19 protein-coding genes are annotated in these 24,667 nt (G+C 68.5%); 10 read left to right on the top strand and 9 right to left on the bottom strand.

The window, feature by feature from the left end:
* Positions 1-89: 89 nt before the first annotated feature.
* The 3 genes from ACUWEX_RS13010 to ACUWEX_RS13000 all read left to right on the top strand — a co-directional run bounded on the left by ACUWEX_RS13010 (position 90) and on the right by ACUWEX_RS13000 (position 3,224).
* Positions 90-782 carry an HAD family hydrolase gene (locus ACUWEX_RS13010; RefSeq protein WP_445996514.1) on the top strand — a complete coding sequence of 231 codons (693 nt, stop codon included), beginning with the start codon at positions 90-92 and terminating at the stop codon, positions 780-782.
* A gap of 177 nt (positions 783-959) precedes the next feature.
* The gene (locus ACUWEX_RS13005; RefSeq protein ID WP_079728604.1) at positions 960-2,147 is read left to right on the top strand and encodes a glycosyltransferase; all 1,188 of its coding nucleotides are present in this window, start codon (positions 960-962) and stop codon (positions 2,145-2,147) included.
* Between the two features lie 123 nt (positions 2,148-2,270).
* Complete coding sequence (locus ACUWEX_RS13000) at positions 2,271-3,224, top strand: manganese catalase family protein (RefSeq protein WP_079728603.1); 954 nt, start codon at positions 2,271-2,273, stop codon at positions 3,222-3,224.
* A gap of 77 nt (positions 3,225-3,301) precedes the next feature.
* Here ACUWEX_RS13000 and ACUWEX_RS12995 read toward each other — a convergent pair whose 3' ends face one another.
* The 4 genes from ACUWEX_RS12995 to ACUWEX_RS12980 all read right to left on the bottom strand — a co-directional run bounded on the left by ACUWEX_RS12995 (position 3,302) and on the right by ACUWEX_RS12980 (position 7,592).
* A complete protein-coding gene (locus tag ACUWEX_RS12995) occupies positions 3,302-3,553 on the bottom strand; it encodes a hypothetical protein (protein ID WP_445996513.1) in 252 nt (83 codons plus the stop codon).
* Positions 3,554-3,650: 97 nt separating this feature from the next.
* A complete protein-coding gene (locus ACUWEX_RS12990) occupies positions 3,651-5,720 on the bottom strand; it encodes a bifunctional metallophosphatase/5'-nucleotidase (protein ID WP_445996512.1) in 2,070 nt (689 codons plus the stop codon).
* 123 nt (positions 5,721-5,843) lie between these two features.
* On the bottom strand, positions 5,844-6,335 hold the full coding sequence (locus ACUWEX_RS12985) for an FBP domain-containing protein (protein ID WP_445996511.1): 492 nt from the start codon (positions 6,333-6,335) through the stop codon (positions 5,844-5,846).
* Between the two features lie 282 nt (positions 6,336-6,617).
* On the bottom strand, positions 6,618-7,592 hold the full coding sequence (locus ACUWEX_RS12980; protein ID WP_445996510.1) for a LysR family transcriptional regulator: 975 nt from the start codon (positions 7,590-7,592) through the stop codon (positions 6,618-6,620).
* An 81-nt stretch (positions 7,593-7,673) separates the two neighbouring features.
* Here ACUWEX_RS12980 and ACUWEX_RS12975 point away from each other — a divergent pair, with 81 nt between their 5' ends.
* A complete protein-coding gene (locus ACUWEX_RS12975; RefSeq protein WP_445996509.1) occupies positions 7,674-8,744 on the top strand; it encodes an aminotransferase class V-fold PLP-dependent enzyme in 1,071 nt (356 codons plus the stop codon).
* 140 nt (positions 8,745-8,884) lie between these two features.
* Positions 8,885-9,133 carry a DUF3800 domain-containing protein gene (locus ACUWEX_RS12970; RefSeq protein WP_445997648.1) on the top strand — a complete coding sequence of 83 codons (249 nt, stop codon included), beginning with the start codon at positions 8,885-8,887 and terminating at the stop codon, positions 9,131-9,133.
* A gap of 128 nt (positions 9,134-9,261) precedes the next feature.
* On the opposite strand, the gene ACUWEX_RS12965 is transcribed toward ACUWEX_RS12970, so the two are convergent.
* From ACUWEX_RS12965 to ACUWEX_RS12945, 5 genes are read right to left on the bottom strand one after another with little or no spacing between them, the layout of a single operon-like run.
* A complete protein-coding gene (locus ACUWEX_RS12965; protein ID WP_445996508.1) occupies positions 9,262-11,517 on the bottom strand; it encodes a family 43 glycosylhydrolase in 2,256 nt (751 codons plus the stop codon).
* Positions 11,518-11,574: 57 nt separating this feature from the next.
* The gene (locus ACUWEX_RS12960) at positions 11,575-12,633 is read right to left on the bottom strand and encodes a glycoside hydrolase family 43 protein (protein WP_445996507.1); all 1,059 of its coding nucleotides are present in this window, start codon (positions 12,631-12,633) and stop codon (positions 11,575-11,577) included.
* A 5-nt stretch (positions 12,634-12,638) separates the two neighbouring features.
* Complete coding sequence (locus ACUWEX_RS12955; protein ID WP_445996506.1) at positions 12,639-13,634, bottom strand: carbohydrate ABC transporter permease; 996 nt, start codon at positions 13,632-13,634, stop codon at positions 12,639-12,641.
* Positions 13,635-13,642: 8 nt separating this feature from the next.
* Positions 13,643-14,602, bottom strand: a complete 960-nt coding sequence (locus tag ACUWEX_RS12950; RefSeq protein WP_079728595.1) for a carbohydrate ABC transporter permease — start codon at positions 14,600-14,602, stop codon at positions 13,643-13,645.
* 10 nt (positions 14,603-14,612) lie between these two features.
* The gene (locus ACUWEX_RS12945) at positions 14,613-15,929 is read right to left on the bottom strand and encodes an ABC transporter substrate-binding protein (protein WP_445996505.1); all 1,317 of its coding nucleotides are present in this window, start codon (positions 15,927-15,929) and stop codon (positions 14,613-14,615) included.
* A 253-nt stretch (positions 15,930-16,182) separates the two neighbouring features.
* On the opposite strand from ACUWEX_RS12945, the gene ACUWEX_RS12940 reads away from it, so the two are divergent.
* The 5 genes from ACUWEX_RS12940 (at position 16,183) to ACUWEX_RS12920 (ending at position 24,624) form a co-directional block, all read left to right on the top strand.
* Entirely contained in the window at positions 16,183-17,295 is a 1,113-nt protein-coding gene (locus ACUWEX_RS12940; RefSeq protein WP_079728593.1) for a LacI family DNA-binding transcriptional regulator, read from the top strand.
* Positions 17,296-17,373: 78 nt separating this feature from the next.
* A complete protein-coding gene (locus ACUWEX_RS12935; RefSeq protein ID WP_445996504.1) occupies positions 17,374-19,245 on the top strand; it encodes a glycoside hydrolase family 2 protein in 1,872 nt (623 codons plus the stop codon).
* A 136-nt stretch (positions 19,246-19,381) separates the two neighbouring features.
* Positions 19,382-22,429 (top strand): glycosyl hydrolase, encoded by a 3,048-nt coding sequence (locus ACUWEX_RS12930; RefSeq protein ID WP_445996503.1) that lies wholly within the window; start codon positions 19,382-19,384, stop codon positions 22,427-22,429.
* Positions 22,430-22,521: 92 nt separating this feature from the next.
* Positions 22,522-23,823 (top strand): hypothetical protein, encoded by a 1,302-nt coding sequence (locus tag ACUWEX_RS12925; protein ID WP_445996502.1) that lies wholly within the window; start codon positions 22,522-22,524, stop codon positions 23,821-23,823.
* A 102-nt stretch (positions 23,824-23,925) separates the two neighbouring features.
* Entirely contained in the window at positions 23,926-24,624 is a 699-nt protein-coding gene (locus ACUWEX_RS12920; protein WP_445996501.1) for a TetR/AcrR family transcriptional regulator, read from the top strand.
* Positions 24,625-24,667 lie beyond the last annotated feature (43 nt).

The following is a 24,667-nucleotide window of genomic DNA, read 5'->3' as shown; positions in this document are numbered from 1 at the left end:
CTACTTATCCTGAGAACGATGCGTGATGTTTGCATGAACGACGGGCGAAGCGGGCGCGCCATCCCCTCGCGCCTTGACACACTCGACGTATGGCAACCGACCAGGCGGCATATTTCGACGTCGACCACACGATCACCCGCACGGGCACCCTGCGTTCGTTCCTCGACTTCTATGCCGCCGACCCTCGCGGCCGCTTCGTCGCCCAGCGGGTCGCGGGCCTTGAGCGCGCCGTCGCGGCCACGCACGATCGCGTCACCCTGCACCGCCTGTTCATCGAGGCTTTCGCGGGCGAGACCTGGTCGGGCCTCGAGCGCGCGGGCGCCGACTGGTTTGCAGACTTTGCTGTGCGCGACGGCTTCACCCCATCCGTCATCGAGCGGATGCGGCGCCACCAAGACCTGGGCCACCGCGTGGTCTTCGTCAGTGGCTCGTGGTGGCCCTGCCTCGCCCCGATTGCGGCCCACTTCGGCGTCACCGAGGTGCTGTGCACGACGCCCGTGGTGGTGCGCGACCAGGTGACGGGGGAGATGGTGCGCGCGATGGTGAGCGAGACCAAAGCGACGGCGGTGCGCGAGCACGCGGCCCAGCACTCGATCGACCTTGCCCGGAGCATCGCCTACGGGGATGACGAGAGCGATCTGCCGCTCCTGCGCACGACGGGTCGCGCCGTGGTCGTGGGAGGTGACCCGGCGCTCCTCGGCTGGGCCGCCAACCGGCAGGGATCGGTCGAGGTCCTCGATGCCGAGCGCATCCCCGTCGTGTCGTCCGAGGTGGGTCACTGACCGTTCGCGCCTCTGACGCCGTGTTTCCGGCGTGTCACGCGAAGTTGTACCCCCGGTGAACAGTTCTCGCAAGGCCTTCTCTGGGGGCCCCTTCTCAGCGATGATCGGCTAGTGGGACGAGTCCCGCTCCGGCGACCACGCCGTTCGATCCCGCGAGAAACGGAGACCCGCCCGCAGATGAGAATCGCCGTGCTGTGCCACATGCATCACCCGATCGCCGAGCCGTTTCAGGGTGGAACCGAGACCCATACGGCGAACTTGGCGGACGAGCTTGTGGCGCGCGGTCACGACGTGACGCTCTTTGCGAAGGAAGGCTCCGAGACGACGGCCGCGGTGTATCCGCTCGTGCCCGCGGACTTCGAGTTCGTGTTCGCGGCGTCGCCGCTCGTGCGGGTGCAGCAGAAGGGCTTCCTGGCCGAGGCCGTGCACCACAGCATCCAGATCATCAGTGAGGGCGATTTCGACATCGTCATCAACAACTCGCTCAGCGTGCTGCCCTACACGCACATGCGGCACCTGCCCATGCTGACCATTCTTCACACCCCGCCGACGCTCGCGGATGTCAACGCCATCGTCACGAGCCCGGGGTGGGCACCCTCGCCGCAGCACCTCTTCGTCACGGTGTCCGAATCGAATGCGGCGCCGTGGCGCCTGATCCTGCCCGAGGTTCACGTCGTGCACAACGGCGTCCTGCCCCGTTCGGCCTCGGCGGCAGGGGTAACCCCGGCAGACGCCGGCAGCGCCGACCTCGCCGCGACGCTCAGCGAAGCCGTGGCCGGGTTCGCCGACAGCGGGGCCGTTGCGCACGCCGACTCCGCCACGCCGACCCCCTACGCCGCGTGGGCCGCGCGGGTCACGCCCGAGAAGGGTCTGCACGTGGCGATCGAGGCCGCCGCGCGCGCGGGCATCGAGCTGCGCATCGCGGGCCCGATCGCCGACCCTCGCTACTTCGAGGAAGACATCGAACCCCTTCTCGGTCGCGGGGCGACCTATGTCGGTCACCTCGACTCCGACGAACTCGACCGCTTTCTCGCCGCGGCCTCCGTCTTCGTGGCATCGCCGCTCTGGGCCGAACCCTTCGGGCTCTCGGTCGTCGAAGCCCTGCGCCTCGGCACCCCGGTCGCGGCCCTGCCGAACGGCGCGCTTCCCGAACTCATCTCCACGGCCAATGGCGCACTGGCCCGAGACGACAGCGCGGCATCCCTCGGGCGTGCCATCCGCACGGCCCGCCGCCGCGACCGCACCCGGGTGGAAGCATCCGCCGCGCCCTACACCGTCACGCGCATGGTCGACGGCTACGAACGCCTGCTCGATCGTATCCTCGCGGGCAACGCCGAAACCGTCGACGCCCGCGCAACGGCCTGACCGCCGACATCCGGGGTCACTGTCACCCATTCGGGGGTATTTGGCAATGGGCTATTCAGGATGCGCGACAGCCCGCAGTCTGTCTGTGACGGCATCCCGCCGCCACCCAGACAGGAGGCACAGATGTATTTCCACGTTCAGGACTTCATCAACGAGATCGCCCAGGACGAGCCGGATCCCGCGGCCGCGAACGCGCTGCAAGAGGGTCTCGGCGGCCAGTTCGGCGAGATGCGCACGATGATGCAGTACCTCTTCCAGGCCATGAACTTCCGCGGGCCGGCCGCCAAGCCGTACCGCGACCTCATCCAGGGCATCGGCACCGAGGAGATCAGCCACGTCGAGCTGATCGGCACGACGATCTCGCGCCTGCTCGACGGGTCGCCGCAGTATCAGGGCAAGCCCACCGACCCGCTCGACAAGGCCGGCGCCGGCGGAGCCATTCCGCTGAACATCGCCCTCGACCACAGCAACATCCACCACTACCTCGTGGGTGCCCAGGGCGCGCTGCCCGTCGACGCGGCCGGCAACCCGTGGAGCGGTAGCTACGTCTACAATTCGGGCAACCTCACGCTCGACCTGCTCTACAACCTCATGCTCGAGTCGACCGGCCGCCTGCAGAAGTGCCGCATCTATGAGATGACCGATAACAAGACGGCGCGATCCACGATCTCCTACCTGATCGTGCGCGACCAGGCCCACGAGAACGCCTATGCAAAGGCCCTCGAGTCTCTCGGCGTCGACTGGGGCAAGCTGCTGCCCATTCCCAAGACCAACGCCGAGGCGTTCCCCGAGGTCAAGGAGCTCGTCGACCGCGGCCTGCAGAGCAAGCAGTACTCGTTCGACCTGCGCGGGCAGTCCGAGGCGGGCAAGATCTTCCGCGGCGCCTCGCCCTCGAACGACGGCACCGAACTGGATGCCTCGGAGCAGGCGCCCGTCGGAAGCCCCATCACCATCGCCCCCGAGCGCATGGAGGAGTTCGCCCCGGGTCTCGACCCCGAGCTGCTCGCGCTCATCCAAGCGACCGCCGATCTCGAGCTCAACGAGATCGAGAACCTGTACGGCCCCGTCGCGAAGTAGCGGCTGCGCCGACAGACAGGCGAAGGGCGGTCATCGGGATGGTGACCGCCCTTCGCTCTGCGGGCGCGCGGCCGGAACTACATGCGGCGTGCGACCTCGTACAAGGTAGGCGCGACGTCTTCGACATCGGCCACGAGGAACTCGACGTTGCCCGCGCCGTCGCTCACGATGACATCCCAGACGCCCGGATGCGAGATGAGCGTCGCCGTGAGGCTGCCGCGCGTGAACACGCGCACGTCGCGCAGCTGGATCTCGGAGTGGTCGACCCACCCGTCGAGCACGTCCTCGCCCGGAAACGTCGGCAGTCCGTAGGGGTCGACGTCGTTCACGAGTTCTCCTCGGGTTGGGTGTTCAGGCGGGGACGGAAGCGACGAGGGGCGCCCACCGCATCCGGTGAGCGCCCCTCGCGTTGAGGTCGTGCCGAGTTTATGCCCGCTGGCGTCGTCGGCGCGCGATAACGGTCGAGCCGGCGCCGAGCATCAGGAGCAGAGTGGCCGCGCCCAGGGCGAGTGCGCCGTTCTCGGCACCCGAGTTCGCGAGCGAGCCCGTGTTCGAGCTCGAACCCGCCGTGCCGGAGCCCGCACCCGTGCCGGAGCCGGAGCCCGAACCTGCTTCGTCATCCGCGCCGGGGGCCGGAGTGGCCGGGTCGGTCGGGTCGGCCGGGTCGGTCGGAACCGGGGTCGGCTCGGGCGCCACGACGGCGGCCGTCGACAGAGCCCAGTTCTGCACGAAGAAGTCGGCGGGGTCGATCGTGCCGCGCGCGCCGGCCCAGTCGATGAGCAGCTGACGGATCTCCTGCAGTTCGTCATAGACGATGGGGGCGTCGGCCACGGCCGGGAACCCGCCGCCGCCCGACTGGCGGTAGTTGTTCACGGCGAGCACGAACTGGTCGTCGTCGGCGATGGCGGTGCCGTCGGCGTAGGACAGGCCCTGGATGCGCGACCCGACGGGCTGCGAGACGTTGATCTCGTAGTCGACCCCCGACAGGGCGTCGTAGTTGTAGTCCGGGATGCCGGTGGGCCGGTCGGCCGTCACGGCGTTGGTGCCCGTCTCGGGGTCGAACGCGGCGCCGGGGGCGACCTGGTTGAAGTACCGCGCCGAGAACTCGAGGTAGTCGCGCAGCTGCGCGCCCGTGATCTGCACCCCGCGCAGGGTGTTTTCATAGATGTAGAGGCCGGCGATGTCGCGAATCGTGACCTCACCCTCGGGGAACATGGCGGTGCGCGAGAACGGCGAGGCCTGCGAGATGACCGGGATGTCGGCGAGCGGGCCGCCGTCGAGGGCCGTCTCGACCGTGTCGGCCTGCACGTAGTTGATGAAGTCGATGATCGCCGTGTCCTCGTAGCGCGAGGTCTCGGCGGGCAGCGCCTCGGTCGAGCGCGCGACGGGCGTGTTCACGTAGTCGATGGTCTGCTGGTGCTCGTCCTGCAGCGCCGCGACGACCTTCTGGCTCTGGGTGGGGGTGTCCTTGCCGTAGTGCGGCTTGACGGTGGGCTTGGCCGCATCCGCCCAGTTCACGTCGAAGTTGCCCGAGGCATCCTCGACCAGGTTGAGCGTGGTCTCGGTCACGCCGCGCGCCCAGTAGTTCGGCTGCGTGATGAGCACCTTCTCGCCGGCCACGTTGGTGAGCACGGTCTCGGGCTTGTCCTGGTGGCTGTGGCCGGCGACGAGCACGTCGATGCCGGGCACCTGCGTGGCGATGTTGTTGGCCACGTCTTCGTTCAGGTCGGCGGGCACGTAGTCGGCGTCGGCGACGGTGCCCTGGCCGGTGTGGGCGAGCACGACCACGACGTCGGCCTGCGCCTCGATCTCGGGCACCCACTTCTTGGCGGTCTCGACCATGTCGTCGAATTCGAGGATGCCGTCGACGTTGGCTTTGTCCCAGATGCGGATGCCGGGTGTCACCACGCCGAGCACGCCCACCGTGACCTGCTTGCCGTCGATGGTGCGCTCGATCAGCTCGTACGGCTTGTGGTACGGAGCGTCGGTCTTCACATCGATCACGTTGGCGCCGAGGAGCGGTGCCTGCAGGTCGTTCTCATAGGCGCTCAGCATGTCGAGGCCGTAGTTGTACTCGTGGTTGCCCACGACCTGGGCGTCGTAGCCGATGGCGTTGAAAGCCTGGGCCATGGGGTGCTCGATGGTGTTGTCGAGCACGCTGGCTGCGCCATCCCCCATGCCGTAGTAGTAGGTGAGGGGTGTGCCCTGGATGGCGTCGCCGTTGTCGAAGACGAGCACCGATTCGGGGCCCTTGGCGGCGCGCACCTCGTCGACGACCGTGCCCACGCGCGTGAGGCCGAGGATGTCGGCGTCCTTCGTGTATTCGGCGTTGGCGAAGTAGTCCCAGTTGAACACGTGTCCGTGGGTGTCGGTGGTGGCGAGCAATGTGAGCTCGACGGTGTCACCGGCTGCGGCGGGCGCGGCGGTGGCGGGTGCTGCGGCGACGATGCCGAGCCCCGTCAACGCCACGATGCCGACGATGCGATGTAAGCGCATAGTTGTCCTGTCTCAAGAAAAGTGGTGGATGTGAGAGAACCTATCCACCCCTTGTGAACGGGACGTTACGACACCCTTTCGGGGGGTAAACGTTATCGAAGGGTGATGTTAGCGCCGCAATCGTTAGTCGGTGCCGCGGATGCCGCGCACGAAGCTCTGTGACCGCTCGCGCAGCACGTCGATGCGGTGCTGCTTCGCGGCATCCACGTCGAAGCCCACGTAGGCGACCGTCGGGCGGCGGCGCACGTTGACCGAGCATTCGAAGTCGGCGCACACGAGCGTGCCGACGGTGTCGCCGCGTCGCCCGGCCGCACCACCGCGCTTGACGCTGAAGAAGGCCACGTCGTTGGGCAGCTCCACGTCTTCGCACCAGGCGCACTGCGGTCGGGTGCGCGGTTGCACGTCGCCCTTCCGCAGCAGGATGCCCGTGGCCACACCGTCGAGGTGCAGCACGACGTAGCCCTGGGCCGGGGCCTTGGGGTCACGCCATCCGAGGTAGTCGATGGCCTCCCAGTCGATGCTGTCGAGGTGGGCGGGCAGGTTGAGCTCCTTGCGCTCGCGCTGCGACGCGTTGATGAAGGATGCTCGGATGTCTTTTTCGGTCAGGGGAAGCATGGGTGATCGCCTTGTCTGGAACGCACGAGCGTCGATGCGCGCGTGTCGTCCTCATTGTCGTTCTCGTACTCTGCGGATTCGCGGGTGCCGGGTGCACGAATCGGGCCCACTCCTGTCGAGCGGGCGCGGGCAACCGCGGCGGGGTGGCGCCGGGCGGCGCCGGAAACACCGGGAAAGGCGGCTATCTGATGCCGGCGAACGATACGCCGGCAACCCCCAGACGCCCCGCGGGCAGGTTCGACACGATGAGACTCACGTCGGCGAGTATACGCCGGGGGATGGTTAGGAGCGAGCGGTCGCGAGTCCCCAGGCGGAGGTGTCGAGCGCGTCGATGGCCGCGATGGTGGCGGCTATGGCGGGCACCCGGTGCGAGGCCTCGGCCGACACGAGGTGCACGGTGCGCGAGTCGGGGGTCGCTGGATGCCGCGCCACCACGTTCGCGGGCAGTGGCACGCTCGCGAGCGCCAACGACGGCAGCAGCGCCACCCCGAGCCCCGCCTCCACCATGGCGAGCACGGCCGAGACGTTGTCGGTCTCGTAGTCGATGCTCGGCGTGAAACCGTGTGCCGCGCAGAGGTGCAACAGGTGACCGCGGCAGCGCGGGCAACCCGCGATCCAGCCGGCACCCGCGAGGGAGTCGAGGGCGAGGGGCGACGCGTCGGGTGACAGGCCCGCACCGGCATCGCGTCGCAGAATCAGGATCATGTCCTCGCGCCACAGCGGTGTCGCGGTCAGCCCGGCTGCGCTCGCCCCGTGCGGGTCGTCGGGGTCGCCCGGATAACTGAACGTGAGCGCGATATCGGCCGTGTGATCGCGCACCGCCTGAACGGCCTCGGGCGGTTCGGCCTCGATGTAGCGGAACCGCAGCCCCGGGTAGTCGGCGCTCATGCGCTCGATCAGCCGCGGCACGATGGTGGACGACGCCGACGGGAACGCCGCGATGCGCACCCACCCCGTGCGCAGTCCGGCGAGCTCGGCCAGTTCCTCGGCCGCCGAGTCGATCGAGCGCAGCACCGTCGCCGCGTGGCGCGCCAGGATGTCGCCGGCCTCGGTGAGCAACGCGCCGCGGGGAACGCGCGTGAGCACCGGCATCCCCAACCGCTGTTCGAGGCGCCGAACGGTCTGGCTGACCGCGGGCTGGCTGTAGCCGAGTCGTGCGGCGGCGGCCGTGATCGACCCGGTGTCGGCGATGGCCCGCACCACGCGCAGGGTCTGCGAGTCGAGGTCGGCGGCCAGCAGTGTGCGGGGCTCGGTCATGGGCCCAGCATAACCCGGTGTTATGCCGCCGATAGAGAAGCTGTCGTTGTCGAATGGATGCCGCACGGGCACCCTGGAGGCATGACCACGCTCGCGCGCTCCCGCCGCACCCTCGACGAGGCGCGCGCCCAGTTCGTGGGTGGCCGCCGCTACCTTGGCGCTTGCTCGGTCGGCCTCGCCAGCGCCGACACGCTCGCCGCCATGCGCGCCGACCAGCAGAACTGGGCCGAGGGCACGTGCTCGCCCGCCGCCTTCGATGCCGGCATCGCCCGCACGCGCGACGCTTACGGTCGCCTCGTGGGCGTCACGCCCGACCGCATCGCGATCGGCTCGCACGTCTCCGCCATGGTCAGCGTTCTCGCCGCCGGAGTGCCCGACGGCGCCGAGGTGCTGTGCGTCGCCGGCGATTTCAGCTCGATGGTGTTCCCGTTCCTGGTGCTCGAGCGCCGCGGCGTTCGTGTGCGACACGTCCCCGTCGAGGCGCTCGCCGACTCGATCACGGCCGACACCTATCTCGTCGCGTTCTCGCTCGTGCAATCGGCGTCGGGCCGGGTGGCGGATGTCGCGGCAATCGTTGAGGCTGCGGCATCCACCGGCACCTTCACGCTGTGCGACACCACGCAGGCCGCCGGCGCCATGCCCGTGGATGCCTCACTTTTCGACGCCACCGTGTGCCACGCCTATAAGTGGTTGTGTGCCCCGCGCGGCGCCGCGTTCCTCACCCTCGGCGCCGACTATCAGCGCACGCTCGTCCCCATCCAGGCCAATTGGTATGCCGGTGACGACGTCTGGGCCTCTTGCTACGGCCCCGAGATGCGGCTCGCCACCGACGCGCGCGCGTTCGACGTGTCGCCCGCCTGGCCCGTCTGGGTGGGCACCGAACCGGCCATCGACCTCTTCGCCTCGCTCGACCTGGCCGAGGTGCACGCCCACAACACGGCCCTCGGCGACGCGCTCTGCGACGGCCTCGGCCTCCCTCGCGCGGGCCAGGCCATCGTCACGTGGCCGGATGCTTCGGCCCACGATCTCGCGGCCCTCACCGCCCACGGCATCACGGCCTCGGGTCGAGCCGGCCGAGCCCGCGTTGCCTTCCACCTCTGGAACGACGAACGCGACGTCGCCGACGTGCTAACGGCCCTCGGCCACTGTTAGCAGCCCCGCCTGATCTCGCGCACAGTTTGAGAGCCGTGAGGCTCCTACCGTGTGCTCATGCCAGCCTCCCTGAACCGAATGATCTACATCGACGATTCCGGCCATCCGGCGTCGGGTTTGATCGTCTATGGGTGATCTTCATGGACGGCGACGGATCGGACACGTCGTATCGCTCGACGCACCGGCAGTTGCCTTTGTCGCAACGGCGCATCATCGAGGATGCCGTGCATCTCGACTCCGGCGCCTCGCAGCTCATACAGATGGCAGATCTCGTTGCGTGGAGCGCGAACGCGGCGATTGACCGTCACGACGCGCAATCCTTCGCCTGGGACTGGTATCGAACCTACTTGGCCGAGCGAGATCTCGCTCGAGAGTCTCAATCCATCTGAGCTTAAACAGCGAGACCCCCATATCCACGTGTGCGGGGGGGTCTGCATGTGCAGTCTATTCCGGAATATCGGAAGAGGCAAGAGGGCCGGGATGAACGTGTCGTCCCGGCCCTCAGTGGTGCGGCGGGTTAGCTGCGGTCGGTGCTGTGCTTGGCGGCTCGGCGCCGCAGGAGGACGAGCACGAGACCCGCCACCACCAGCACGGCGGCGATGCCCGCGACGAGCCCGAGCGTCGACCCGTCGGCACCCGTCTGAGACAGAGAACCGCGGCGGATGGCATCCGGGTCACCCGCGGGAGCGGCCGACGAGGTCGCGCCCGGCACGATCGGCACGGCCGTGGCCGAGGGGGTCGGCGTGACGGGCGGCACCGGGGGAGTGGTCGGGTCGACAGGCGGTTCGACCGGGGCTGCGGCCAGGCCCGACACGCGCACGTAGTCGAACGTGGTCGTGAAGCCCGAGCCTGCCATCGAGACGAGGCCGATGCGCGGCGTCACGCCGAGCGGGGTCGTCCAGGTGCCCGATTCATCCCAGGTCTGTCCGTCGAGGCTCGTGTAACCCGTGTAGAGGTTCTCGGTTTCGCTGTGCTGGCGCACGATGCGCAGGTAGGTTTCGTCGCCGACGGGGCCGCCGACGCCGTTGCCGTAGACCGGGTATCCGGCCGGAACGGGGCTCTGACGCTTGGCGAACTCGGTTTGGCGGGTCTCCCAGATCGACGACACCGCGTGCTTGATGAAGTTGCCGTCGTCGGTGTAGAGCACGATGCCGCCCTGCACGTAGTTTTGGCAGCAGCCCTCGGCGGGCACGTTCACCGACACGCGCGTCTCGACCACATAGTCGCCCTCGGGCGCGGCCTCGGTGACGAGGCCGGCGGCGTTCGCCTCGGGGCCGAGGTCGCCCGCCTGCGTGTCGAAGCTGAACGAGCCGTCGGCGACACCGAAGCTCGAGGCATCCGGTTGGCGAATCCACGACCACTGGGCACCGAGCGCGTCACCGTCGAAGTCATCCGACAGTGCGGCGATCGTCTCGCCGGGTTTCGGCTGCACGACGGGGGTGGATGCCGGAGCGGCGGCCTGTCCGGCAACCGTCACGGGTGCGGGCTGAGGGGTGTCGCTCGGACCGGCGCCGCCACGAACGGTGGGCCAGCCATCCACCCAGTCGATGCGGTCCATGAGCACGGGGCGCTTCGTGTAGGTCTCACCCTCGACCATGTAGGGGTCGTTGCGGTCGACGGCGTGGTAGACGATCCAGGATGTCCCCGCGAGGTCGGTCGCCATGGTGTTGTGGCCCGTGCCGATCCAGCGGTTGCCGTTCTGGTGCAGCAGCGGGGTGCCGCCCACGCGGCCGGCGAGGAGCGATGTGCCCGTCTTGTCGACGAAGGGCCCGGTGGGGCTGGTCGAGCGGCCGACGAAGACGCCGTAGCCCGTGAGGGGCCCGGCGCAGCAGTTGGTGGCCGAGCCGAGCAGATAGTAATAGCCGTCGTGTTCGACGACGTTGGTGCCCTCGTAGCGGTTCGAGATCGAGATCTGCACCTGAGTGGCGGGGTCGGTGGTGAGGCCGTCGGCGCTGAGCTCGCGCACCGAGAGGCCGCCGAAGTAGCTGCCGTAATAGAGGTAGTTCTGGCCGTCGGCCGTGATGACCTCGGGGTCGAAGGTCCAGCGGCGGTCGTTGGGGTTGCCGCCGGGAGGGGCGGCCGGTGCGACGACGGGTCCGCCCGAGTCGGTCCAGGGGCCGGCGGGACTGTCCGAGGTGGCGACGCCGATGGCCGCGCCCCCGTCATCCGGAACGCCGTCGCCGTTGGTGTCGGGGCCGACCGTCTTGGTGGCCGTGTAATAGAGGTTGTATTTGCCGTTCAGGAAGACGACGTCCGGCGCCCACATGTCGCCGTCATTGATCCAGGCGGGCTTCTCGGGCAGCGCCTCGGTGACGAACGTCCAGGTCACGAGGTCGGTCGACCGATAGGTCGGGATGCTGTAGAAACGCAGGCTGCCGTCGGGGTTCGTTTCCTCGGAGTCGAGTGCGTCCCGCGTGCAGAAGAGGTACCAGGCGGCGTCGGCCGGGTCGGCCGAGCGGATCACGTCGGGGTCGGCGCATTGTTCGGCGGGTCGGCCGTCGGCGAGCGTGAGCGTCAGCGGGTTCGTGAACGTGTTTGCGGCCACGGCGGCGCGGGCGCCCGTGGCGGGGGTGACGGATGCCGGGGCCCCGACGGTTGCCGCAGACGCAGACGCAGACGCAGACGCAGACGCAGACGCAGATGCGGTCGTCGTCGCGCCGTTCGCGCCGGTCGCGACCGGTTGGGCGATTCCCGCGCCCGCGGCGGCGGCTGGCGCCACCCCGAGCAGCAGGGCCGCGGCCGTGAAGCCGGCGGCAAGGGAGAGCTTTCTCATGTTTCCTCCACGTTGAGGGTTGGTCGAGCGGGGTGTCTGAGGGCGGAGTGCCCGGGGTTACGGCAGGTCGACGACGGGCGTCGAACCGTTCCAGCTGAGGGGCAGCACGTTCATGCCGCGGTAGACGATCGCCGGATCCCACGAGTGGAAGAAGATGCGGTCTTTCCCATCGGGTCCCGCGACGACATCCTGACCGCCGGGGCCGACGTAGGCGTCGTCGGTGATCTCGGTGGTGAGCAGCGGGCCGTCGGCCTTCGTATAGGGGCCGGCCAGCGCCGTGGCGGTGGCGTAACCCGTGGCGTAGGCCTCGCCGCCATAGTCGTTCGCCGAGTAGAAGAGCACGTAGGCATCGTCGTGTTTCACGATCACGGGCGCCTCGATCAGCGACCCCTCCCACGCCTCGGTCTGCTGCAACAGGCGGGTCGGCTCACCGGCGAGCGTGACGCCATCCGCGCCGAGGGGGGATAGCTGCAACCAGGTGTCGAGTCCGCAGCAGTTGCCGTCGTTCTTCCAGACGAGGTAGCGCGAGCCGTCCGCGTCGGTGAAGCTCGACGCGTCGATGGCGCCGCCCTCGTCGAGCGGGCAGATGAGCGGGGTGTCGCTCGTGCCCACGAACGGGCCGGTCGGCGCATCGGCCGTGGCCGCGCCGATGCACTGCTGACCCGACTCGGCATCCTGCGCCGTGAAGTAGAGCGCGAAACGCCCGTCGGCCAGCTCGGTCACATCGGGCGCCCAGGTGCGGCCTTCGTCGGCCCAGGCGGGCAGGTCGGGAAAGGCGTCGTCGCCGGCGACCTGCCACGTCTCGAGATCGGTCGACGTGGCGTATTGCAGATTCGCCGCGGGGCTGTTGGTCGCGTAGGCGTAGTAGGTGTCGCCGACGCGCAACACGTCGGGGTCGGGAAAATCCTGATCGATCGCAAAAGCGGGCGTCGCGGATGCTGGAGCCTCGGTGTCGCCACCGCCCCCGTCGCCCGAGCCGGCGCCCGAGCACGCGGTCAGGGCGAGGGCCCCCGCGGCGAGAACGGCCAGCGCACTGATCGCTCGCGCATCCGCCCGCCTTGTCGCGCCAATACCCGAACCAGCACGGGCACCGGCCCGAGCGCCGCGTTCCCGCATCCGCATCAGCCCTTCACGCCCGAGGATGCGACGCTGTCGACGATCTGGCGCTGTGCGAGCGCGAACAGGATGAGCACGGGCACCGACGCGATCACGGCACCGGCCATGACGATCGAGAAGTGCGTCGAGTAGGCGCCCTGCAGCTGCGACAGACCCGGCTGCAGCGTGAGGTTCTCGGGGCTGAGGAGCACGTAGATGGGCCACAGGAAGTCGTTCCAGTTGGCCAGGAAGCTCAGCACCGCGAGGGTGGCGAGCGCCGGTCGCGACAGGGGCACGATGATCTGCAGGAAGATGCGCAGATCGCCGGCGCCGTCGATGCGCGCCGCCTCCTCGATCTCCATGGGCAATCCGACGAAGAACTGGCGCAGGAAGAACACGCCGAAGGCGCTCGCCGCACCCGGGATCGAGATCGCCCAGATGGTGTCGAGCCATCCGAGGTTCTGCACGATCAGGTAGTTGGGGATGAGGAAGATGACCGGCGGCACGAGCAGCGTCGCGATGATGAGGCCGAAGACGAGCTTCTTGCCCCGGAACTCGAGCCGGGCCAGGGCGTAGGCGGCCGCCGATGCGGTGACGAGGATGAGGATGGTCTGCAGCGTGGCCGCGAGGAAGCTGTTCAGCAGCCAGCGGAAAATCGGCTGCTGCCCCGACGACAGTGTGGCGTAGGCCTCGGTCGAGAACGGGTTGGGGATGAAGCCGTAGGGGTTGGTGATGACGTCGCCGTCGGTCTTGAACGACGTGATGAGCACCCACAGGAGCGGCAGCACGATGATGAGCGACACGACGACGAGCACGACGTAGAGGATGGCTTCACGCACGGTGCGGGGCCGGAAGCGGCGTTTCGGCGCGGCGGTGGGTGAGGCATCCGCCCGGCCGCGCCCGCTGCCCGAACCGCTGCTCGCGCCGCCGTTGCCGCTGGCGCTGCCGTTTCCGTTGGCGTTGCCGGCACCCTCGACGCCGTCGTCGCCGCCGCGGGGGCGGGTGGGGGTTGAGGTAGACATCTTTGTCCTTACTCCGCGCGTTCGCGCTGTAGACGGAAGTTGATGACGCTGATGATGGCGAGCACGGCGAACAGGATGTAGCTCATGGCCGAGGCCGCGCCCATGTTGCTCTGCGCGAGACCCTGGTCGGAGATGTACATGATGACCGTGCGCGTGGCGTTGCCCGGCCCACCCTTGGTGAGGATGAACGACTGGCCGAACATGTTCGCCGAGGCCAGGATGGTGGTGGTCGTCACGAACAGCATCACGGGTCGCAGCCCGGGCAGGGTCACGCTGAAGAACTTGCGAATCGCGCCGGCGCCGTCGAGCGAGGCCGCCTCATAGAGGTCGGCGCTGATGCCCTTGAGGCCCGCGAGCAGGATGACGGCGTTGAAGCCCAGCGTCCACCACACGGTCACGCCCACGAGTGAGACCCAGGCCCAGGGAACGTCGACCGTCCACGGCAGGTCGGAGGGGAGACCGACGAGCCCGAGCAGGTAGTTCAGGATGCCGGACTGCGTGTCGAGCACATAGCGCCACACGACGCCGATGACGGCGACGCCGAGCACGTAGGGCGCGAAGAAGATGGCGCGGAACGCCGTGCCGCCCTTGATCTTGTTGTTGAGCAGCACCGCGAGCAGCAGCGGCACGACGAGCATGACGGGCACGCTCAGCAGCGTGAAGATGCCGGTGGCGCCCATGCTCTGCCAGAAGTCGCCGAACGTGATCGACCCGGGGGTGAAGAGGTCGATGTAGTTCTGCAGCCCGATGAAGGCCTGCTCGGCCTTGTAGGGGCTCCAGTCGGTGACGCTGATCACGAGGCCGAAGATGGCCGGCGCGATCACGAAGATGCCGAACAGGATCAGGAAGGGCGCGAGGAACAGGTAGGCGGTGCCGGTGCGGCGGGGTGCCCCCGACTTGCCGACGCGTGAACGTCGGCGAGCCGGGGGCACCGCCACAGCGGGCGCGGCCGGGTTGGGACCGGCCATCGTGCTGGAATTAGTCACCGTACTTGGTCTTGTTCTGCTTGAGGACCTCGTCGGCCTTGGCGGCCGCGTCGTCCAGGGCCTGCTTCGGGTCCTTCTTGCCGGTGACCGCTTCGTTGAGCGCCGTCGTGATGAACGCGTTCGCGGCGGTGATGCCGGGGGCGCTCGTCTCGTAGTGCGCGTAGGGGAGCTGGTCGAGGAACGGCTTCAGGTTGGGGTACTTCTCGACGAGGGCCGGGTCGTTGCGCACCTCGTTGGCGGCGGGGAGCTCACCGGTCTCGGCCCAACCGGCTGAGTTGGCGTTCATCCACTTGACGAACGTGGCGGCCGCGGCCGTCTTGTTCTTGTCCTGGCCCTTGTTGTTCAGGAACATCCAGTGCGTCGAGCTCGACCAGACGGCCTTCTCGGTGCCGATCTGCGGAACGGGGGCAACCGTCCAGTCGATCGAGTTGAAGCCCTCGTTGGTGGTCTGCCAGACACCGTTCCAGTTGTAGGCGGTCTTGCCGGCCAGGAGGCCCTTGATGTTGCCGTCCTGGGCGACGTTGGCGGGGCTGTAGCCGTCCTTGATGAGGTCGGTCATGTGCGTGAGCGCCTGGACACCCGCGTCGGAGTTGAACGTGGCCTTCGAGACATCCTCGTTGTAGAGGTCGCCGCCGAACTGCCAGAGCAGCGACTGGAACTCGAACGTGCCCGTGAAGACGTAGCCGTCGACCCATTCGCCCTGCACGCCGGCCGCCTTGAGGGCTTCGAGCGCCTTCATGTAGGCGTCCTTGTCGGAGGGGACGGTGGCCGGGTCGATGCCCGCGGCCTTCAGCACATCGTTGTTGACGTAGAGGCCGAGGGGCGTGACGCTCCACGGGATGCCGTACTGGTTGCCCGAGTAGGCGCCCGCGTCCATGAGGCCTTCGGGGAAGTCGTCGGCCGAGTAGCCGAGCGCCTTGACGATGTCGTCGGCCTTCAGCAGCAGACCCTGCGCCGCGTAGGTCGCCACGTCGTCGCCGTGGGCCACCGCGACATCCGGACCCTTGCCGGCCTTGACCGCGAGGGGGAGCTTCTTGTTGACGTCGGCCCATTCCATGGGCACGTTCTTGACCTCGATGTTGTCGTGCTCGCTGTTGAACTTCTCGATGAGCTTCGGCACGAGAACGGGGGCTGCGCCACCGGTCCAGCCGTTCCAGAAGCTGATCGAGACTTTGGGGCCGTCGTAGTCCTCGCCAGAGACGGAGGCGCCTCCGCCGGTGCTGCCCGATGACCCGCAGCCGGTCAGGGCCAGGCCGACGCCGAGCGCCAGTGTCGCCGCAAGTGCTCTGCGGGCGGTTCCCTTCTTCATGAGTACTCTCCTTTGAGTTTTACGCCCGATGGGCGGTGCACAGGGTGGCGCCCCTCAAGAATGATCGGGCGTCGAAGGTGAATTTACAGCGCTGGAAGTCGGGCGTCAAGATCTAGACAAATCTCCAGCGCGGTAATCTGGCGGCACGGGATGCTCCGGGTCTAGAGTTCGGGGCGAGCGACGTCGGTGCAGCCATCCATGGTCGTGGCATCGGCAGCGCACGTGACACAGCAGACGCGACATCGGAGGAACCATGGCGGGAGTTCGCTTACAGGACGTGGCCGAGCACGCCGGGGTGTCGATGAAGACCGTCTCCAACGTGGTGCACGCCCACCCCAACGTGTCGGCGCCCATGCGCGAGCGCGTGCAGCGGGCCATCGACGAGCTCGGCTATCGGCCCAACGCCATCGGCCGGCGGCTCGCAACGGGGCGCACGGGCCTGATCGCGCTGGCCTTCGCGGATGTGCGGCTGCCCTACTTCTCCGAGCTCGCCAACGTCGTCTCGAAGGCGGCCGCGGCGACGGGCTCGGGCTATCGCGTGCTGCTCGAAGAGACCGAGGGCACCATCGAGGGTGAGCGGGCGGTGCTGTCCGCGAGCGAGGCCGGCCTCGTCGACGGCATGCTGTTGCAGCCCTCGCAGATGTCGTCGCGCGAGATCGCCGAGCGGCACGGCGACCTGCCCATGGTCTTGCTGGGCGAGGGGCCCGCGCCGCTCAGTGTCGACCGCGTCATGATCGACAACGTCGCGGCGGCGACCGTGGCCACCGAGCATCTCGCGGATCTCGGTCGCACGCGCATCGCCTTCGTGGGGCACGAGAACGAGGGGCTGTCGTGGACGTCGAGGCAGCGCATCGTCGGCTATCAACAGGGCCTCGAGAGCCGCGGCCTGCCGGTCGAACACGACCTGTTGATCCCCACGGGGGCCATCGCGTCGGATGAGGCGGCCCGGGCGGTCGGAGAGGCGATCGATCGCGGCATCCGCTTCGATGCGCTCATGTGCCGCGACGATCTCGCGGCCATCGGTGCCCTGCGTGCTCTGCACGAGCGGGGCATTTCGATTCCGGATGATGTGGCCGTGATCGGCTGGGACAACATCGCGTTCGACGCCACGACGTTCCCGAGCCTGTCGTCGGTGTCGCCGAATACGCACGAGTTGGCGCGGGTGGCGCTCGAGATGCTGGCTGAGCGCATCGACGGTTATGACGGCATCGGCCGGCACCGTCTGGTCGATTTCGAGCTGGCTTTGCGCGAGAGTGCGCCGGGTTCGTTGCAGGCCTCCGGGGCCACCTCGGACGCCGCCTCTGACGTCGATGCCGACGTCGATGCGGGGGCTTCCGGATCGCTTTCGCACTCTCTCTCAGCCTGACCTGCTCGACTCGCGGCGACACGCCGGTGTCGGGATTGCAGAGTTTACAGCGCAGTAAATTGCGTGCATGATGTGTGCATGAGCAGTAGCCCCGCGCGCCTCGATGACGAGGCCCTTCGAGCCAGCCGCCAAGACGGCACCTACCCACGACCGCAACTGGTGCGCCCCGATTGGGCTGATCTCACCGGCACGTGGTCGTTCGCCTTCGACGATGCCGACGAGGGTCTGGCCGAGCGGTGGTTCGCCTCGCCCGACTTCGGCCGCAGCATCCAGGTGCCGTTCCCGTTCGAGTCCGAGGCCTCCGGAATTCACGACACGGGTTTCCATCCCGTGGTCTGGTACTCCCGCGAGCTGACCGCCGACGATCTGGCGGCCGCCGGCTTCGGCGCCGACCGCCGACTGCACGTGCACTTCGGCGCCGTCGACTACCGCGCGCAGGTGTGGCTCGACGGTGTGCACCTCGGGGCGCACGAGGGTGGGCACACGCCCTTCTCGTTCGACGTGACCGACGTCGTCGGTGCCAGTACCGGTGCCGGTGCCGAGCGCGCCACGCACACGCTCGTGGTGCGTGTCGAGGACGACCCCTTCGACGTGTCGCAGCCGCGCGGCAAACAGGATTGGCGGCTCGAGCCGCACTCGATTTGGTACCACCGCACCTCGGGCATCTGGCAGCCCGTCTGGCTCGAGTCGACGTCGGATGTCTTCGTCACGCTCGTGCACGCCACCCCCGATGTTCCGGGCGGCACGATCGCGCTGCGGCTCGACTTGAACCGGCGACCCGCGGCCGACGCCGATGTGCGCCTCGACGTGGTCGTTTCGTTTGAGGGTGAGCAGCTCGCCTCCCAGACCATGCGCGCGCTCGACGTCACGACGGCGCTCGTGGTGGCGCTGCCCTTGCAGACGAACGGGCAGGCCTATGAAGAATTGCTGTGGTCGCCCGAACATCCGCGCCTGCTCGATGTGCGCGTCACGGTGCGCGCCGACGATGCAGTGGTCGACGAGGTGTACTCCTACCTGGGCCTGCGCTCGGCGGCCGTCGCGGGCGGGCACTTCCTGCTCAACGACCGCCCCTACTACGTGCGCAGTGTGCTGAACCAGGGCTATTGGCCCGAATCACACCTCGCCGCGCCCAGCCCGGCGGCCCTCAAACGCGAGGCCGAGCTCATCAAAGAGCTCGGTTTCAATGCCACGCGCGTGCACCAGAAGTTCGAAGACCCGCGCTTCCTCTATTGGGCCGACGTGCTCGGCCTGCTGGTCTGGGCCGAGACGCCCGGTGCGTTCGAGTTCAGTCCGCGCGCCGTCGCCCGCCTGAGCGCCGAGTGGACCGCCGTCATTGAGCGCGACCTGTCGCACCCCTGCATCGTCACGTGGGTTCCGCTCAACGAGAGCTGGGGTGTGCAGCACATCGCGCACGACGAGCGCATGCAGGCCTACGCGCGCTCGCTCGTCTCGCTCACGCGGGCGCTCGACCCGTCGCGGCCCGTCGTGTCGAACGACGGGTGGGAGCACGTGGACTCCGACATCCTCAGCATCCACGACTACGAATGGTCGGGCGAGGTGTTGCGGGCCCGCTACCTCGACGAGGATGCCTGTGCCGCCGTGCTCGGTGGCTTCGGCCCGGCCGGCCGACGCATGCTGCTCGACGGGCAAGAGGTGGGCGGCCGGCCCGTCATGGTCACCGAATTCGGCGGCATCTCTTATGCCTCGAAGGCCGTGCCCGACGATGCGTGGGGCTATTCGAGGGCGACCAGCTCGGAGGACTTCGTCGACCGCCTTGAGGCCGTCGTCGGTGCCGTCGCGGCCAGCTCGTTCGTGGCCGGGTTCTGCTACACGCAGCTCGTCGACACGCTGCAGGAGACCAACGGTCTGCTGGCCGACGACCGCACGCCGAAAGCACCCCTGGAGACGCTGCGCGCCGTCATCACGCGCACGGGTTCGACGACGCGCTAGTCGGGCTGCGTTTGTGGGCAAACGCTTGACCCCTGCTCGGGGGCCGGGATATGGTCAGTGAAGTTTCTTACTGAAACGATTCACAGGTTTGCACAACGCGGTGCGAAGGTGCGCGCGTTCTGTCCGGAAGGCCACGATGACTCCGTCTCGCGCACCCCACCTCACCCGCCGCCAATTGATCGGCTACACGGCCGCCGCCTCGATGGGGGCCGCGATCGCCGCGACCGCCGCGCGCGGTGCCGCCGGCCAGGCCTTCGGAGCCCCCGTGGTCTCTGCGGCCGCCGCGCCGAACGCCGCCTCCTTTGCCACGCCACCCGCCAGCGTCGCGCCGAAGTTCCGCTGGTGGTGGCCCAACGGCGAGGTCGAGATCGACGAGATCGTGCGCGAGGTCAACCAGGTCGCCGACGCGGGCTTCGGCGGGCTCGAGATCGCCGATGTGCACCACAGCGTGCCCAAGAACCTGCTCGACGTGAAGAATTTCGGATGGGGGAGCCCCCGCTGGTTGGCCGCCGTCGAGGCCGCGCTGGTGGCGGCCGAGAAGCGCGGCATCACGCTCGACGTGACGCTCGGTCCGTCGTGGCCCGCAGCCCTGCCGAACATCACGCCGCAGTCCGTCGAGGCGCTCACCGAGGTGGCGCACGGCCTGGTGGAGGTGCCGGCGGGCGGACGCTTCAACGCCGTACTGCCCGAGCCGGTGGTGGCGGCATCCGCTGGTGTGACCGAGAAGATTCTTCTAAAGGTGCACGCCGCAAAGATTCTCACCAAGCCGACGCGTGGGCAGATCGTTCTGCAGCGATCCTCACTCGTCGACCTCACGAACAAGGTCACGAACGGGTCGCTCGACTGGACGGCGCCCTCGGGAGCATCCGGTGAACTGTGGGTTCTGCTCGCGTATTGGCGGCGCGGTTCGGGCCAGGAGGCCGAGGGTGGCCCGCACACCTCGCCGACCGCCTATGTGGTCGACCACTTCAGCCAGGCCGGCGCCCAGGCGGTGATCGACTACTGGGAGGCCAACATCGTCACCCCGCGCGTGAAGGATCTGCTGACGCGCGCCGGCGGCAGCTTCTTCGAGGACTCGCTCGAGATCGAGACGCATTCGACCATCTGGACGCGCAACCTCGTCGAGGAGTTCCAGAAGCGCATGGGCTACGACCTGCTGCCCTGGCTGCCCGTCATCATCGAGCAGAAGGAGAAGTACCTCTACGACTTCGACGATGTGAAGAACATGCGGGTGCGGGATGACTACAACCAGGTTCTGAGCGACCTCTACACCGAGAACCACCTCGTCCCGCTGCGCGACTGGGCGCACCGACTGGGCCTCACCTACCGCGTGCAGGCCTATGGCCTCGAGCAGGACTCGATTCAGCAGGCCGGCATCGTCGACATTCCCGAAACCGAGTCGTTGGGCGCAAAGAACCTCGACGATTACCGCGTGCTGGCGTCGGGGCGGGATATCGCGGGCCACACCATCCTGTCGTGCGAGGCGGCCGCGTTCCTCGGCAAGGCCTACAACACCACCTGGACCCAGGTGCTCAACACGCTCAACGAGACCTTCGCGGGCGGCGTCAACCAGACCGTGCTGCACGGCTTCCCCTACGCCACCGCGCCGGGCCTCGGCTGGCCCGGGTTCGCGGCTTTCAGCCCGTACTACAACAACGCCGTCGGCTACTCGGAGGCGTGGGGTCCGCGCACGCCGAACTGGGCCCACGCTCGGGATATTTCGGCCTTCATCGCCCGCACGCAGCAGGTGCTGCAGACGGGGCGTGCGCGCTACGACATCCTGTTCCTGCGTCAGAAGGGGTGGGCGCAGACCGGTATCGGCGCGCCCTGGGCGACGGCCTCGGGTATCCCGATCGGGTGGACGCACGGGTTCCTGGCGAACTCGTCGCTCGAGCTGCCGGGTGCCGTCATGAAGAACGGCCGGTTCGCGCCCGAGGGCGGAAACTATCGCGTCGTCATCCTCGACATCGACCGGTTCCGCGGCAACGAGGCCACCATGTCGGTGGCGGCGGCCACCAAACTGCTGGGTCACGCGAAAGCCGGCCTCCCCGTCATCTTCTTCGGCGACTGGACGAACCCCGAGGCGACCGGGCTGCGCGATGCATCCGCAAACCAGCAGGTGGCCTCGCTTCTGGCGCAGGTGAAGGCGCTGCCCACCTCGACGACCGCGCTCGGCAACGACGACATCCCGATCGCGCTCGCCGCGCTCGGCATCGGGCGGGATGTCGAGCACTCCTCGTCGATGCTCAAGCACATCCGCCGCGTGGACGGAAAGGTCGACTATTACTTCCTCACCAATACGCGTCACAATCCGCCGAAGGACAAGCTCGTCCTCATCGATCAGGACGTGTGGTTGACGGCCGAGTCGGGTGACAGCATCCCTTACGAGCTGGATGCCTGGACGGGGCGCATCACGCCCGTGGCGCACTACCGGCGCGAGGGTTCGCGCGTGCGGGTTCGGGTGCGGCTGGCCCCGGCGCAGTCGACCATCATCGTGCTGGCGGGCCGCTCGTACGCGGGGGTCACGGCGCCTCTCGTGCACGTGGTCGAGACCACCGCGACGGGTGCGCGCTTCGCGGCGGGGGCCGGTGCCGGTTCCGGTTCCGGTGCCGCCGAGCTCGTCGCCGAGGCGACCGGCACCTACCAGGCCACCCTGTCCGACGGCCGCACTAAGACCGTGACCGTGAAGGATCTGCCCGCGGCCATCGATCTGCCGTCGTGGCAGCTCGAGCTCGACGACTGGCAGCCCGTCGACCCCGCGCGCATCGAGACGAAACACGTCATGCATACGATCGCGCTCGACAGCCTGCAACCCTGGAACAAGATCCCGGGGGTGGTGGATGCCTCGGGAATCGGTGTCTACAAGACGACACTGACGCTCGACCCCGCGTCGTGGAAGATCGGCCGCGTCGGCATCTACCTCGACCTGGGGCAGCTCATCGACACCTTCAAGGTGTGGGTGAACAGCGAACTGGTTGCCGAGCGAGACATCCTCGACACTCGCCTCGACATCAGTGCGTATGCCCGGCCGGGCCGCAACACCGTGCGCGTCGAGGTGGCCTCGACCCTGATCAACCGGCTGCGCGTCGTGAACCCGACGGTGTATTCATCGGTGGGCTCGCAGGCGTATGGGCTGCTCGGTCCGGTGCAGGTTCGCCCCTACGGCATTGCGCGGGTCATCTGATGCGCGGCGGGGATGTGGGAAATCAATGCGTGATGAGCGCGAGTGACGCGAGAAGCGCGAGTGGCGCGATGCGAAGGGGAGAGATGACAGAGATGTCCGGCAGACGGAACGAGAAGTCGGCTCCGAACGGTGCCACGCGGCGCGCGGGTGTAGTGCGCATCTTCGGGGCCGTGAGTGTCTTCTCTCTCGCCGCGGTGGGTCTCGGGGCGGGCGCCGCAGTGGCCGCGCCCGCCGAAGCATCCATCTCGGGTGTCGTCACCGAGCTCGACCGCCCCGTCTCGGAGGTCGTCGTCTCGGCCTACCGCTGGGATGCGGCGGCCGACGCCTACGTCTTCGAACAGGAAACCGACACGGCCGGCGATGGTTCGTGGACCCTCGACTTCCTCCCGGATGGCGAATACACCCTCGACTACGGCACCGAATTCTCGTCGGCGCGCTTCGCTTTGGGCGAATCCCTGGCGGGCGACGACGACTACAGCGACGACGAGCCGCAGTTCGCGGTGACGGGCGCCGCGGCATCCGCCACGCCCTTCGCCGACGTCGACCTGCGCCTGCTGGGCGGTGCCCTCGAACTGACGGTCACGGCTGAGGACGGCACACCGCTCATCGACCTGGATGATGCGGCCGCCGAATTGCGCGGTAAGACGCTCGACGGCGCGGCCGTCACGACTACCAAGACGTTCGCCGACGAGGAGGGTCTCGTAACGATTCCTCGCGTTCCGGTCGGCAACTACGTCGCCTACATTGGCTCGGCGGGCAGTACGCCCGCGCCCGTCCCGCTGGGTGCATCCATCGAGGCGGGGGAGACGGTCGACTACGGAGCGCACGTCATCCCCGCGGTCGCCGACGGAGCGGTCGCGGCCGCCGGGACCCTCGCGCTCGCCGAAGCCCCGCGCGTCGGCGCGGCCGTCGACGTGACGCTGCCGGCCTTCGACCCGGCCGGCGACCCTGTCGAATATCGCTGGTACGCCGACGACACCCTGATCGAGGATGCGGTGGGCGCCACCTTCACGCCCACCGACGACGAACTCGGCACGACCCTCACGGTCTGGGTGTTCGCGCACGCGGCCGGCAAGGACCCCTACCTCGAGAGCGCCCGCGCGTCGGCGGTCGTCGTCGCGGCCGACGACCCCACGGCCACTCCGACCCCGGCTCCGACGGCAGCGCCGACCCCGGGCGTCCCGTCCGACAACGCGGGCTCCGCAACGCCGGCTCCCGGCGCAAACCCGGGCGGCGGCGGCCCCGGCGACCTCGCCCAGAGCGGTGTCGCCCCCACGCTGGGCGTCCTCCTCGCCGCGGCCCTCGTCGCCGCCGGACTCGTCCTTGCGCGCCGCTACCGCGCCCGCGCCGCCGGCGCCGTGATCGACACCGCGGCGGACGACGACAACCGGTGACCGCATGAGCGCGGAATAAGCAGTTACACCGGAAGGGCGCCCGGCTTGCAGCTGGGCGCCCTTGTCGTCGGTTGGCCATCCCGACGTGTTGCGATACGAAACGTGCCGTATCTTTCCGATCGATCTTCCGTTGCCTCTGCCCTGACGACTTCCACCCCGACGTCCTCGGCCGGGGGCCGCCCCCGCGACGCAGTCCGCGAGGGTCAAATCCTCGCGACCGTGCTCGGGATGCTCGCCGACACGGGCTATGACAGCATCACGTTCGAGGAGGTCGCGCGTCGCGCCAAGGCATCCAAGGCCACCCTTTATCGCCGCTGGCCCACCAAACGCGACATGGTTGTCGCCGCAGTGAAGGCCGGGCCGTCGTCAGGGCACACGCAGGATGCCATCGACACGGGTTCGCTGCGCGGCGACCTGCTCGCCCTGTGCCGCCGGCTCAACACCACGCTGCGTGCCAGCGACGGTTCGATGAGCCTCATGCTGTTGCAGGCCGGCCTCGAGGATGCCGAACTCTGCGAATACCTCGAGATTGCGACAGGACCGACCGGCGCGCGGCTGCCCGCTTCCGTGCTCGAGGCCGCGATCGCTCGCGGCGAGCTCCCGGCCGGCGCGAAACCCTTCCCCTACGAAGAGGTGACGGGTTCAGTTCTCCTCCTCCGCCGGCTGAACGGCCTCACGGTCGACGACGCCTACCTCGACACGCTGATCGACAGCATCCTCATCCCCGCTCTCGCCGCCAGTGCCGCGCCCGCCTCCGAACCGCCGCGCGGCATCTTCTCCGGCGCGCCCGCCTCCGACTGACCCCTCCCGAAAGGCATCATGAACGACTTCTCTAGCCCGGCCT

Source organism: Okibacterium fritillariae (assembly GCF_052783725.1).
The sequence above is the reverse complement of the archived record's forward strand: the minus strand, read 5'-3'. Positions and strand labels throughout refer to the sequence as shown.

Bases quoted from the DNA above. Each gene is read 5' to 3' on its own strand.
- ACUWEX_RS12970 (WP_445997648.1), top strand. From the start codon at position 8,885: ATGGACGGCGACGGATCGGACACGTCGTATCGCTCGACGCACCGGCAG.
- ACUWEX_RS12975 (WP_445996509.1), top strand. From the start codon at position 7,674: ATGACCACGCTCGCGCGCTCCCGCCGCACCCTCGACGAGGCGCGCGCC.
- ACUWEX_RS12955 (WP_445996506.1), bottom strand. From the start codon at position 13,634: ATGTCTACCTCAACCCCCACCCGCCCCCGCGGCGGCGACGACGGCGTC.
- ACUWEX_RS12965 (WP_445996508.1), bottom strand. From the start codon at position 11,517: ATGAGAAAGCTCTCCCTTGCCGCCGGCTTCACGGCCGCGGCCCTGCTG.
- ACUWEX_RS12985 (WP_445996511.1), bottom strand. From the start codon at position 6,335: ATGCTTCCCCTGACCGAAAAAGACATCCGAGCATCCTTCATCAACGCG.
- ACUWEX_RS12930 (WP_445996503.1), top strand. From the start codon at position 19,382: ATGACTCCGTCTCGCGCACCCCACCTCACCCGCCGCCAATTGATCGGC.
- ACUWEX_RS12945 (WP_445996505.1), bottom strand. From the start codon at position 15,929: ATGAAGAAGGGAACCGCCCGCAGAGCACTTGCGGCGACACTGGCGCTC.
- ACUWEX_RS12990 (WP_445996512.1), bottom strand. From the start codon at position 5,720: ATGCGCTTACATCGCATCGTCGGCATCGTGGCGTTGACGGGGCTCGGC.
- ACUWEX_RS12935 (WP_445996504.1), top strand. From the start codon at position 17,374: ATGAGCAGTAGCCCCGCGCGCCTCGATGACGAGGCCCTTCGAGCCAGC.
- ACUWEX_RS13000 (WP_079728603.1), top strand. From the start codon at position 2,271: ATGTATTTCCACGTTCAGGACTTCATCAACGAGATCGCCCAGGACGAG.
- ACUWEX_RS12960 (WP_445996507.1), bottom strand. From the start codon at position 12,633: ATGCGGGAACGCGGCGCTCGGGCCGGTGCCCGTGCTGGTTCGGGTATT.
- ACUWEX_RS13005 (WP_079728604.1), top strand. From the start codon at position 960: ATGAGAATCGCCGTGCTGTGCCACATGCATCACCCGATCGCCGAGCCG.
- ACUWEX_RS13010 (WP_445996514.1), top strand. From the start codon at position 90: ATGGCAACCGACCAGGCGGCATATTTCGACGTCGACCACACGATCACC.
- ACUWEX_RS12925 (WP_445996502.1), top strand. From the start codon at position 22,522: ATGTCCGGCAGACGGAACGAGAAGTCGGCTCCGAACGGTGCCACGCGG.
- ACUWEX_RS12940 (WP_079728593.1), top strand. From the start codon at position 16,183: ATGGCGGGAGTTCGCTTACAGGACGTGGCCGAGCACGCCGGGGTGTCG.
- ACUWEX_RS12950 (WP_079728595.1), bottom strand. From the start codon at position 14,602: ATGGCCGGTCCCAACCCGGCCGCGCCCGCTGTGGCGGTGCCCCCGGCT.
- ACUWEX_RS12980 (WP_445996510.1), bottom strand. From the start codon at position 7,592: ATGACCGAGCCCCGCACACTGCTGGCCGCCGACCTCGACTCGCAGACC.